The organism is Bradyrhizobium sp. AZCC 2262 (assembly GCF_036924535.1).
In the GTDB taxonomy this organism is placed as follows: Bacteria; Pseudomonadota; Alphaproteobacteria; order Rhizobiales; family Xanthobacteraceae; genus Bradyrhizobium.
Genome location: NZ_JAZHRT010000001.1, coordinates 8,231,157 through 8,242,943, shown reverse-complemented (window position 1 = coordinate 8,242,943; position 11,787 = coordinate 8,231,157). Strand labels below are relative to the sequence as shown.

The window sequence follows — 11,787 nt, the reverse complement described above, 5'->3', positions numbered from 1 at the left end:
CGAAGCGGCTGGCTATCGGACGTTAGTTCAGCAACCCAGAAAAAGACGTGGATGGCCGGGTCAAGCCTGGTCAAGCCCGGCCATGACGGTGGGGAGGCTGGGGCTCACACCGGCAGCCCGTTCTGCCCCGCCAGTTCCTTCAGCGACACCTGCGGCCTTGCCCCGATGTGCTGGATCACCTCCGCCGCGGCCAGCGCGCCAAGTCGGCCGGCGTTTTCATGTCCTGCGTTGCGGACGAGGCCGAACAGGAAGCCTGCGGCGAACAGGTCGCCGGCGCCGGTGGTGTCCACGAGCTTTTGAATCGGGAACGCCGGCACCGCGACAACGCCGTCCTTCGCCGCCACCACGCAGCCCTTTTCGCTGCGGGTGACGATGCCGAGTTTGGCATCGGCACGGAACTGCTTCAGCGCGATGTCGAAATCCGAGGTCTGGTACAGCGAGTGCAGCTCGGCCTCGTTGGCGAACACGAGATCGACCGTGTCCTTGCGCATCAGGTCGAGAAACTCGTCGCGATAACGATCCACGCAGAACGAATCCGACAGCGTCAGCGCCACCTGGCGGCCGGCGCCATGTGCGATCGTCGCGGCCTTGACGAAGGCTTCCTTGGCGTTCTTCGGATCCCAGAGATAGCCTTCGAGATAGACGATGCTGGAAGCCGCGATCTGCGCGTCGTCGATGTCGGATGGGTTGAGATCCTGCGCGGCGCCGAGATAGGTGTTCATGGTGCGCTCGCCGTCCGGCGTTACCAGGATGTAGGAGCAGCCGGTGGCGGGGCCGGCGGTGGCGGCTTTCGTCTCGAAGGCGACGCCGGCGGCGCGGATATCGTGGGCGTAGAGGGCGCCGATCTGGTCGGCCTTGACCTTGCCGATGAAAGCCGCGCGGGCGCCGAAACCGGCGACGCCGACGATGGTGTTGGCGCCGGAGCCGCCGCTCATTTCGGTCGCAGGGCCCATGTCCTTGTAGATGGCGGCGGCGCGGGCCTCGTCGATCAGCGCCATGCCGCCCTTGGTCATGCCGTGGCGCGCCAGAAATCCCTCATCGGTCTGCACCAGTACGTCGAAAATCGCATTGCCGATCCCGAGAACGTCGTATTTTGCGTCAGTCATTCATCCGTCCTGTTTACGGCTGTTTGCGCGAAGAAGCCGAGCGCGGCCAAGAAGGCTGCGGCCTACCAGATCGGCCCCGCGCCAGCAAGGCTACCTACCCCGTCATCCTGAGGTGCGAGCGGAGCGAGCCTCGAAGGATGTACGGCCACCGTCCGGGCCGCGCATCCTTCGAGACGCGCTTCGCGCTCCTCAGGATGACGGGACTACTGCCAGCAAGCAGGGCTACTGCTATACAGCCCGGCAATGATCCGCTCCTTTCTCACGGTATCGACGGGAACGCTGGCCTCGCGGCTGCTTGGGTTCGTGCGCGATTCGGCGCTCGCCGCGCTGCTCGGCGCTGGGCCGGTCGCGGATGCGTTCCTGGCCGCGTTTCAGCTGGTCAACGTGGTGCGGCGGCTGTTGACCGAGGGCGGGCTGAATGCGGCGCTGGTGCCGGCATGGCTGCGCGTGCGTGAGGCCGATGGGGTGACGGCAGCGGCGGCGTTTGCCGGCCGCGTGCTCGGCACCATCACCGTGGCGTTGATCACAGCCACGGCGTTGCTCGCGTTGCTGATGCCGTTTGTGATCGCGGCGCTGGCGCCGGGATTTGCCGGGCGCGAGACGCTGCAGCTCGCCACAGACAATGCACGCCTGATGCTGCCGTACCTGGCCTTTGCCGGGCCAGTAACCGTGATGATGGCGCTGTTGAACGCGCAAGGCCGCTTCGCGCTGACGGCGTTTTCGCCGCTGCTGTTCAACATCGCGCTGATCGCGGCGATGGTCGTATTGCTCGCCCTGCGGCCGGATGCGGTGCAAGCCGCGCAGATCGTCGCCGCGACCGTGGGCATTGCCGGCTTGCTTCAGCTATCGGTGCTGGTGCTGCGCCGTGGCGAGAGCATCGCAACGCCCCTTCGGGTTTCGTTCGACAAGGAAATACGCGGTTTTCTCGGTAAGGCGGTGCCCGGCATGATGGCCTCGAGCGCACCGCAATTGCTGATGGTGGCCGGCGCGATCATCGCCTCGTCCTCGCCGTCGGCGGTGTCATGGCTCTATTTCGCCAACCGGCTGGTCGAATTGCCGCTCGGCATTGTCGGCGTCGCCATGGGCACGGTGCTGATCCCGGAACTGACGCGCGCCTTGCGCGGCGATGACCGCACCGGCGTTGCGCATGCGGAATCGCGCGGTCTCGAACTCGCCGTCGGACTGGCGCTGCCGGCCACACTCGGCCTGTTGGTGCTCAGCGAGCCGATCGTGCGGCTGTTGTTCGAGCACGGCGCCTTCACCGCCGCAGATACCGCGGCGACGGCGCGTGCGCTGATGTGGCTGACACTGGCGCTGCCTGCGCATGTGCTGGTGAAGGCGCTGTCGCCGGCGTTCTTCGCGCGCGAGGATACGATGACGCCGCTGGTGTCAGCGCTGAAAGGCGTGGTGCTGGCGATTGCGGCGGCCTTCCTGCTCAGCCACTGGTATGGCGCCGACGGCATCGCAGCCGCCATTGCGCTTGGCGCGTGGAGCATGGCGTTCAGCCTGATCCGCCGCGGCGCAGAGACTTTTGGGTTCTCGATCGATACGGAAGCACGGCGGCGGCTGCCGCGCATCGTGCTATCCGCGCTCGCCATGGGCGCGCTGCTGTGGCTGGCAACGCGGTCGATGGCGGCGCTCAGCGCGGGCGCACACGGTCTCGTGCAGGCCGTCCTGCTGCTGGCGGTGATATCGGCGGGGATCGCGATCTACGGCCTGCTTCTGCGGCTTTTCGGCGTCGCCGGGTGGCGCGACGCGGTTAACGCCATCAGGCAATCCGGGCGATAGAGCATGATGACTTTTAGCTAAATCCGTCATCCTGAGGTGCGCGCTCTTGCGCGCCTCGAAGGATGTACAGCCCGCGGCCCATCCTTCGAGGCTCGCTGCGCTCGCACCTCAGGATGACGGCTGCGCGGATGCATCTAGCGGCTTGCGCGAATAGCCCCTGCGTGGCAAACGACAGCGCGAAACAGGCATCCGATACAGGATCCTTGGGGAAGCTGACTATGGCTTTTGTTGAAAAGGTTTTTTCCGGCGTCCAGCCGACCGGTAATCTGCATCTCGGCAATTACCTCGGCGCGATCGTCAATTTCGTGAAGATGCAGGAAACCCATGACTGCATCTATTGCGTCGTCGACATGCACGCGATCACGCAAGGGGTCGACGTCTGGGGTGGCCCGGCCGAGCTCGCGCGCAATACCCGCGAGGTGACGGCTGCCTTCATCGCCGCCGGCATCGACCCGAAGAAGCATATCGTGTTCAACCAGAGCCAGGTTTCCGGCCACGCCGAGCTTGCCTGGATCTTCAACTGCGTCGCGCGCGTCGGCTGGCTCAGCCGCATGACGCAGTTCAAGGAGAAGGCCGGCAAGGACCGCGAGAACGCGTCGGTGGGTCTCTATGACTATCCGGTGCTGATGGCGGCCGACATCCTGCTCTATCGCGCCACGCATGTGCCTGTTGGCGAGGACCAGAAGCAGCATCTGGAACTGTCGCGCGACATCGCGCAAAAATTCAACAACGACTTTGCCGATTCGATCCGCGGCCACGGCGCCAATGACGGCATGTTCTTCCCACTGCCGGAACCGCTGATCACGGGGCCGGCAACTCGGGTGATGTCCTTACGCGACGGCACCAAGAAGATGTCGAAGTCGGACGCCTCGGACAATTCGCGTATCAACCTGACCGACGACGCCGACACCATCGCGCAGAAAATCCGCAAGGCGAAGACCGATCCGGAACCGTTGCCGTCGGAAGAAAAGGGCTTGGAGAACCGGCCCGAGGCCGACAACCTCGTCGGCATCTATGCGGCGCTTTCCGAGCGCAGCAAGGCCGACGTTTTGAAGGAATTCGGCGGCGGACAGTTCTCCAGCTTCAAGAACGCGCTGGTGGAACTTTGCGTCGCAAAACTCGCGCCGATCGCTTCCGAGATGAAGCGGCTGGTCGCCGATCCCGGTCACGTCGATGGTATCCTGATCGACGGCGCCGAGCGTGCGCAGGCGATCGCCGCAGAAACCATGAACAAGGCCAAGGACATCGTCGGCTTCATCCGAAAGAACTAAGCGAGCGAAGTGGGCCCCGGTTCGCGTAAGGAAAACGCGTCAAAACAAAAACTACCGCTCGCTAGCTGCGTCGCAACAGCGACGCCGCTTGTCGAAGATAGCTGCGCCGTGGCAGCATGCGTCGGTTTGGCGCAGCACCGGGACATGCATGACCACCCAGCGACGAAGCTACGAGACGGGTCATAAGCCAAAATGCCTTGTCATTGTTGACGACACCGCGGAGTGGGACCGCGCGGTGTACTACGCCAGCCGCTGGGCGATTCGCGTCGGCGGCGGGGTGGTGATGCTGCGCATCATCGAAATCGAGGACCAGAACCAGCAATGGCTGGGGGTCGCCGACATCATGCGCGCCGAGGCCGAGGATGCCGCCAACGAGGCGCTCGACCGCGCCTCCGGCCGCGCCAACGGCATTGCCGCGATCACGCCGGAGCGGGTGATTCGCGAGGGCGATCCGACCACCCAGATCCTCGACGTGATCGACAAGGACGTCGATATTTCGATGCTGGTGCTGGCGGCCAATCCCGGCCCCGAAGGCCCCGGCCCGCTGATCAGCATGATGGCCCAGGCCGCGGGTTCCTTCCCGATTCCGATCACCATCGTTTCCGGCGATCTCACCGATTCCGACATCGACGGGCTGTCTTAGGGCTTGATCTGCCTGCGGAATTGCTGCCTTGCGCCCCTTGACCGTGCGTTGGCGGTCGCCATCTGCTAAGGGAAGCCCACGCGCCGGCCTTGAACCGGCGACGCCGGAGAAAAACCATGTTCATTCAGACCGAAGCCACGCCCAATCCCGCCACCCTGAAATTCATTCCGGGCCGCACCGTGCTCGACACCGGCACGATGGAATTCGCCAACCGCGAAGCCGCCGCCCGCTCCCCGCTCGCCGAGCGCCTGTTCGGCGTGCCCGGCATCTCGAGCGTGTTCTACGGCTACGATTTCGTCACCGTGACCAAGGTGGACGGCGACTGGCAGCACCTCAAGCCCGCGATCCTCGGCGCGATCATGGAGCACTACATGTCGGGCGCGCCGCTGCTCGCGGACGGCACCGCCGGCAATGACGAGGCGACCGACGAGGAAGGCGAGTTCTTCAACGAGCAAGATGCCGAGACGGTGGCGACCATCAAGGATCTGATCGAGACGCGGGTGCGGCCTGCTGTCGCCAATGACGGCGGCGACATCACCTTCCGCGGCTTCAAGGACGGTGTCGTCTATCTCAACATGAAAGGTTCCTGCGCCGGCTGCCCGTCATCCACGGCGACGTTGCAGCACGGCATCCAGAATCTGCTGAAGCATTTCGTGCCCGACGTGGTCGAAGTCCGGCCGATGTAATTGTGCGTCCGTCATTCCGGGATGGTCCGAAGGACCAGACCCGGAATCTCGAGATTCCGGGCTCGATGCGTTGCATCGCCCCGGAATGACAGCAGCGAACGCTACGCCGCAAGACATGACGGGATGATTGCGCGTCTGCTATATCTCCCCCCATGTTAATCCTCGCCATCGATACCGCGCTTGATGCCTGCGCCGCGGCCGTGCTCGACACCAGCGCAGGCGGCGTCATCGCGCAGGAATCGCAGGCGATGAAGCGCGGTCATGCCGAAGCCCTGATGCCGCTGATCGCGCGCACGATGAAGGCGTCAGGCGTTGCCTTTGCCGCGCTCGACCGCATCGCTGCGACCACCGGTCCCGGCAGCTTTACCGGATTGCGCGTCGGCCTTTCCGCCGCGCGCGGCATCGCGCTCGCCGCCGGCAAGCCGGTCGTCGGCGTAACGACACTGACCGCGTTTGGCGCCCCCATCGTCAGCGAGAATCGCGAACCTCATCCTGTCCTCGCCGCGATCGATGCGCGGCATGATCATATCTATTTCCAGGTGCTCGGCGGCGACGGCAGTTCATTGATCAAGCCGAAGGTCGCGCCGATCACCGAAGCGCTCGACGCGGCGCGCTTCGGTGCGCCATATCTGGTCGGCAATGCGGCAAGGATTCTGGCCGACCGCTGGCCGGCCGATGCCGCGCCACCCTTCAAGATCGATCAGCAGGCAGCGCCCGATATCGCCTGGGTGGCGTGGCTGGGCGCCGCCGTCAATCCCGAGAGCGCACCGGCGCGGCCCTATTATCTGCGCGCGCCCGATGCCAAGCCGCCGAAGGATCCGCTGTCCGGCGCTTCGCAGCCACCAGCATCATCATGATGAATTGGTTCTCCGAATGGTGGAACGGCGGCACGGCCGTGATCGAATCGGCCAGCCTGCGCGACGCGGCGCGTCTGGCGCAACTGCATGGCGCATCGTTTCACCGCGGCTGGGGCGAAGGCGAATTCGAGGTCATGCTGACCGAGCGCAATACGCTCGTTCACCGACTGAGACAGGCGCGCAGGATCATCGGCTTTGCGGTGTCGCGCATGGCGGCTGACGAGGCGGAGTTATTGTCGATCGCCATCGATGCGACCCAACGGGGCCGTGGCTTGTCGCGCGACCTGTTGCTGACACATCTTGGTCATCTCGCGGGCCGCGGCGTACGCAAGGTGTTCCTCGAGGTCGAAGAAAATAATCAGCCGGCGCGGCGTCTTTATGAATGGGCCGGATTTGAGGTCGTTGGCCGCCGGGAGCGCTATTATCAGCAACCCGGCGGGGAGCAATTGAATGCACTTCTGATGCGGCGTGACTTGTCGTAATATGCGCTGGGTGGCAAAAGACCCCCGACCTGCGTCCGAAGGCCCTGAGACCATGCCCGCACTGAAATCCCCGTCTGCGCACAAGAATACCGGCATCGAGGCACGCTGCGCCGCTACCGGCATGCGCATGACCGAACAGCGCCGCGTGATCGCGCGCGTGCTGGCAGATTCGGTCGATCATCCAGACGTCGAGGAACTCTACCGGCGCTGTGTCGCGGTCGACGACAAGATTTCGATCTCGACGGTGTACCGCACCGTAAAGCTGTTCGAGGATGCCGGAATCATCGAGCGGCACGATTTCCGCGAGGGGCGGGCGCGCTATGAACAGATGCCCGACAGCCACCACGACCACCTGATCAATCTGCGCGACGGCAAGGTGATCGAGTTCACCTCCGAGGAGATCGAGAAACTGCAGGCCGAGATCGCCCGCAAGCTCGGCTACAAGCTGGTCGATCACCGGCTGGAACTGTACTGCGTCCCGCTCGACGAAGACAAAACCTGATCGATCGCGTTTTCGAGCGAAGTGGGGACCGGTTCGCGTGAAGAAAACGCATCAAGGCAAGAATCCAAATTTCGATCTGGTCATCTTCGACTGCGACGGCGTTCTGGTCGACAGCGAAGTCATTTCATGCCGCGCCCATGCGGAGACGTTGACGCGTCACGGCTATCCGATCACGGCCGAACAGGTGCTGGTGCGCTTTCTCGGCGTGTCTGACCGCGAGGCACGCCGATCGATCGAACGCGAGATCGACCGGAAACTGCCTGATGACTTCGAACAACAGGTGAAGGCGGCGACGCTGAAATTTTACGAGGGCGATTTGCAGGCGATCGCGCATGTCAGCGACGCAATTGGCGCAATACGCCTGCCCAAATGCGTGGCTTCCAGCGGAACGCCCGAAAAGATTCGCCACGGCCTCACCTGCGCCGGCCTCTACGACCAGCTCGCGCCGCATATTTTCTCCGCGACCCAGGTCGACCGCGGCAAGCCGGCGCCCGATCTGTTTCTGTTCGCCGCCGAACAGATGAAGGTGCAACCGGCCCAGTGCCTGGTGATCGAGGACAGCGTTCCCGGTGTCACCGGCGGGCGCGCCGCCGGGATGACTGTGCTCGGTTTCCACGGCGGCAGCCATTGTCAGCCGGGCCATGCCGAGTTGCTGCGTGCCGCCGGCGCCGCGGTGACCTTCGGCGATATGCGAACGCTGCCCGAGCTGATTGCGCGGGCTGGTCGAAAGGCCGACTAGATTCGCACCGCATCGTTGAAGTCCGACGTCGCTTCCGGCATCAGATCAAACAATCTTGCCGCGAGTTAACTGGCCGCGAAGCCCGCAGCTGATAGTTTTGCGGTAAACGTGCGCGAGGGAGCGGCGCATTCTGAAATCGCCTGACAGCCAGATGTCGAAAGCAGCCTTGATGTTGAAGGCGGGCTTGCCGCTCACGCTCGTTGCGGCGGTGGCGGTGCTGGCGCGAACCTGGCAGCTTTCGCAGAACGATCTTGGAAGGCAGTACTACGCCGCGGGCGTGCGCAGCATGCTGGAGAGCTGGCACAATTTCCTGTTCAACGCGTTCGATCCCGCCGGCTTTGTTTCCATCGACAAGCCGCCCGTGGCGATCTGGCTGCAGGTCGCCAGCGCAAAGCTGTTGGGTTTTTCAGCGCTTTCGATCCTGCTCGCCCAGGTGATGGCGGGATTGGCCGCAGTGCTGATCGTTTACGCGCTGGTGCGGAAATATTGGGGCGGGACGGCGGCCGCTATCGGCGCGCTGGCGCTCGCGCTCAGCCCGGTCAATGTTGCCGTCGACCGTTCCAACAATACCGATAGCTGTCTCATCCTGGCGCTGCTGACCGCTGCGTGGCTGGGGATGCGGGCAGCCGAAACCGGCCGGCTCGCGATGCTTTGCGCCGCGATGGCCGCGATCGGCGTCGGCTTCAACATCAAGATGGGCGCTGCGCTGGTATTGGCTCCGGTGCTGGCGCTCACGTTCAGCCTCGCCCGGCTGGATGCTCCCGTCGCCTGGCATCTCGGGCGACAAGCCATCGCGGGCATCGTCCTCGTTGCCGTCTCGCTGTCATGGGCGATCTTCTTCGATCTCACGCCGGCCCGGGACCGACCCTATGCGGGCAGCACCAAACACAATTCCATGCTGGAGCTTGCTTTGGTGCATAATGGCGCGGCCCGCTTCGTTGCGATGGCCGCGCCCACAGCCAATCCGGCCATCTCCTCGCCCGTCGCCTCCGGCGAAACCGCGCCGGCACACACGGAGGTCCGGCAGCCCGTTATGACCGACAACTCGCCGACGGGCCCGCTCCGCCTGTTTCGGCCGCGGGCGGCGGCACAGTTCGCCTGGCTGCTTCCGCTCGCACTCGCGGGCCTTGTTCTCGCCTGGTCGGACGCAGGAAGTCCGGGCGCACCCGTGTCGCGCCGCATCGGCGCCGGCGTGTGGACCGGCTGGCTCGTGATGTACTGGATCGTGCTCAGCTTTGCGGGCGGATCGATCCACACCTACTACGTCGCCGTGCTTGGTCCGCCGCTCGCCGTTTTTTCCGGCATCGCAATCGCCGGGCTATGGTCGAGGTGGAAAGCGGGCAAGCCAGGCCGGATATATCTGCCGCTGATGATCGTGGCGACGGCCTGCTGGCAGTTCTATCTCTGCATGGCGCAGTCAACGGCGATCGGATCCGATTGGCTCAGCCTGACATGGCTGACGTCGATCGGGATCGCCACGATTTGCGCCGGCGCCCTCCATGTATTGCCCGAGCAGGACAGCAGATTCGCGAAACTGTTCGCAGTCGCTTCCATCGGCGCGCTGCTCGTTCCGCCGATCCTGACCACCGCGAGCGTCGTTCTGAGGCGCCCGAATGTCGCGGCGCCGGTCGCCAACATGGCCGCTTTGCTCGCGCCATCGGATACAGACCGTCAGGCATTGCGGACATCGCGGCTGGACGCCGCCCGCCAAAAACTCACCGACTACCTGATCGGCAATCGCGAGGCCGCAAGGTTTCTTGTCGCGGTTCCCAACGCCAACGTCGCCGCGCCGCTCATTATCTCGACCGGCCTGCCCGTCATGGCAATCGGCGGCTATCTCGGTGACGATCCGATTCTGACGCCTTCGGACATCGAAAAACTGGCCTCGGACAGGCAACTGCGCTTCGTCATGCTTGGCGGATTTACCCTGGCCCCGGCCAAGCAGGCCGCGGCGCTCGATCCGATCGCGCGATGGGTGCGCGCCAATGGCCGCCCGGTCGATCCGAAACTGTGGCGGCTGTCGGGGGCTTCGAGCAGCACACCCTACCGCATCAACCTCGGCAATGACTGGGTGGAGGTTCCGCCGCCCGAACTGTTCGATTTGTGGGACAAGGCGAACTGAGCCTGTCATTCCAGGGCGATGCGCCAGCATCGAACCCGGAATCTCGAGATTCCGGGTTCGCTTCGCGCCCTGGAATGACGGGCTCAAACGCTGGCTTTTTGGCCATTTAGGCTATATTTGAGCGCGAGCCGCCGTTAGGGCGCCATTTCCACCAGCACTCAAGGTTCCATGAAGCCGCCGCGCAAGCTGCATATCAAGTCCTATGGCTGCCAGATGAACGTCTACGATGCGCAACGCATGGTGGACACGCTGGCTCCGGAGGGCTTTGTCGAAACAGCCAGCGCTGAGGATGCGGACCTGGTGATCCTCAACACCTGCCACATCCGCGAAAAGGCTTCCGAAAAGGTCTACTCCGAACTTGGGCGGCTGCGCGTCGCCAAGGATGAAGCTGCACGCAACGGGCGCGATATGCGCATCGCGGTGGCGGGCTGCGTTGCGCAGGCCGAGGGTGCGGAGATCATCCGTCGCGCGCCTGTTGTCGACGTCGTGGTCGGGCCGCAGAGCTACCATCATCTGCCGCTTCTATTGGCGCGCGCAAAGAACGAAGGCCGTGCGCTGGAGACCGAATTCCCGGTCGAGGACAAGTTCGGCTTCCTGCCACAACCAAAACCGGAGGCGATCCGCGCGCGCGGCATTTCAGCGTTCGTCACCGTGCAGGAAGGCTGCGATAAATTCTGCACCTTCTGCGTGGTGCCCTATACGCGCGGCGCGGAAGTGTCGCGCCCGGTGGCGAAGATCGTCGACGACGTGAAGCGGCTCGCCGACAACGGCGTGCGCGAGATCACGCTCATTGGCCAGAACGTCAACGCCTATCACGGCGAAGGTCCCGACGGACGGACCTGGCCGCTCGGCAGGCTGCTGCACCATCTCGCCGAAATCGAGGGTATCGTTCGGCTGCGCTACTCCACCAGCCATCCCCGCGATGTCGATGATTCGCTAATCACAGCCCATCGCGATCTCGCCGCGCTGATGCCGTTCGTGCATCTTCCGGTGCAGTCCGGCTCCGACCGGATCCTGGCGGCCATGAACCGCAAGCATACCGCCGATGATTATCGCCGCGTCATCGACCGTTTTCGCGTCGCCCGCCAAGATATTGCTTTTTCATCGGATTTTATCGTCGGCTTCCCCGGCGAAACCGAGGGAGAATTTGCCGCGACCCTCGCGCTTGTCATGCAAATCGGATACGCTGGCGCTTATTCGTTCAAATATTCGCCGCGGCCCGGCACGCCGGCGGCGGACATGCAGGAGACGGTGTCAGCGGCTGAAATGGACGAGCGATTGGTGCGGCTTCAGGAATTGATCGACAGCCAGCAATCGGCCTTCAACAAGGCCATGATTGGCAACACCGTCGATGTGCTGTTCGAACGCGCCGCGCGCAATCCCGGCCAGATCGTCGGCCGCACCGCGTACCTTCAGCCCGCGCACGTCTTTGCCTCGCCTGACATCATCGGACAGGTGCTGCCGGTCAAAATCGAGAGCCTCGAGCGTTACAGCCTGCTCGGCGAACTTGCCGCTGCGCCCACGCATGCCGCACCATCCACACTTTCATCCATGACCAATCCTTCTCAAGAAACCCAGGGAGCCTGAACCC

Annotated in this window: 11 protein-coding genes; 10 read left to right on the top strand and 1 reads right to left on the bottom strand. The window is 64.1% G+C overall.

Annotated elements, in window-relative coordinates; all coding sequences use genetic code 11:
- Positions 1 to 104: 104 nt before the first annotated feature.
- A complete protein-coding gene (locus V1283_RS38695; protein ID WP_334391819.1) occupies positions 105 to 1,106 on the bottom strand; it encodes an adenosine kinase in 1,002 nt (333 codons plus the stop codon).
- Positions 1,107 to 1,349: 243 nt separating this feature from the next.
- On the opposite strand from V1283_RS38695, the gene murJ reads away from it, so the two are divergent.
- The 10 genes from murJ to miaB all read left to right on the top strand — a co-directional run bounded on the left by murJ (position 1,350) and on the right by miaB (position 11,783).
- Positions 1,350 to 2,894, top strand: coding sequence for a murein biosynthesis integral membrane protein MurJ (murJ, locus tag V1283_RS38690; RefSeq protein WP_334391818.1), 1,545 nt, complete (start codon positions 1,350 to 1,352; stop codon positions 2,892 to 2,894).
- A gap of 218 nt (positions 2,895 to 3,112) precedes the next feature.
- Positions 3,113 to 4,165 carry a tryptophan--tRNA ligase gene (trpS, locus tag V1283_RS38685; RefSeq protein WP_334391817.1) on the top strand — a complete coding sequence of 351 codons (1,053 nt, stop codon included), beginning with the start codon at positions 3,113 to 3,115 and terminating at the stop codon, positions 4,163 to 4,165.
- Between the two features lie 148 nt (positions 4,166 to 4,313).
- Entirely contained in the window at positions 4,314 to 4,808 is a 495-nt protein-coding gene (locus V1283_RS38680; RefSeq protein WP_334391816.1) for a universal stress protein, read from the top strand.
- 116 nt (positions 4,809 to 4,924) lie between these two features.
- Positions 4,925 to 5,494, top strand: a complete 570-nt coding sequence (locus tag V1283_RS38675) for a NifU family protein (RefSeq protein WP_334391815.1) — start codon at positions 4,925 to 4,927, stop codon at positions 5,492 to 5,494.
- A gap of 152 nt (positions 5,495 to 5,646) precedes the next feature.
- Positions 5,647 to 6,351 carry a tRNA (adenosine(37)-N6)-threonylcarbamoyltransferase complex dimerization subunit type 1 TsaB gene (gene tsaB / locus V1283_RS38670; RefSeq protein ID WP_334391814.1) on the top strand — a complete coding sequence of 235 codons (705 nt, stop codon included), beginning with the start codon at positions 5,647 to 5,649 and terminating at the stop codon, positions 6,349 to 6,351.
- The gene (gene rimI / locus V1283_RS38665) at positions 6,348 to 6,833 is read left to right on the top strand and encodes a ribosomal protein S18-alanine N-acetyltransferase (protein ID WP_334391813.1); all 486 of its coding nucleotides are present in this window, start codon (positions 6,348 to 6,350) and stop codon (positions 6,831 to 6,833) included. Before tsaB ends, rimI begins: the two co-directional genes overlap by 4 nt.
- A gap of 52 nt (positions 6,834 to 6,885) precedes the next feature.
- Positions 6,886 to 7,335, top strand: coding sequence for a Fur family transcriptional regulator (locus V1283_RS38660; RefSeq protein WP_334391812.1), 450 nt, complete (start codon positions 6,886 to 6,888; stop codon positions 7,333 to 7,335).
- 37 nt (positions 7,336 to 7,372) lie between these two features.
- A complete protein-coding gene (locus tag V1283_RS38655; protein WP_334391811.1) occupies positions 7,373 to 8,074 on the top strand; it encodes an HAD family hydrolase in 702 nt (233 codons plus the stop codon).
- A 151-nt stretch (positions 8,075 to 8,225) separates the two neighbouring features.
- Positions 8,226 to 10,196 (top strand): ArnT family glycosyltransferase, encoded by a 1,971-nt coding sequence (locus tag V1283_RS38650; protein WP_334391810.1) that lies wholly within the window; start codon positions 8,226 to 8,228, stop codon positions 10,194 to 10,196.
- Positions 10,197 to 10,364: 168 nt separating this feature from the next.
- Positions 10,365 to 11,783, top strand: coding sequence for a tRNA (N6-isopentenyl adenosine(37)-C2)-methylthiotransferase MiaB (gene miaB, locus V1283_RS38645; RefSeq protein WP_334391809.1), 1,419 nt, complete (start codon positions 10,365 to 10,367; stop codon positions 11,781 to 11,783).
- The last annotated feature ends 4 nt before the right edge of the window (positions 11,784 to 11,787 follow it).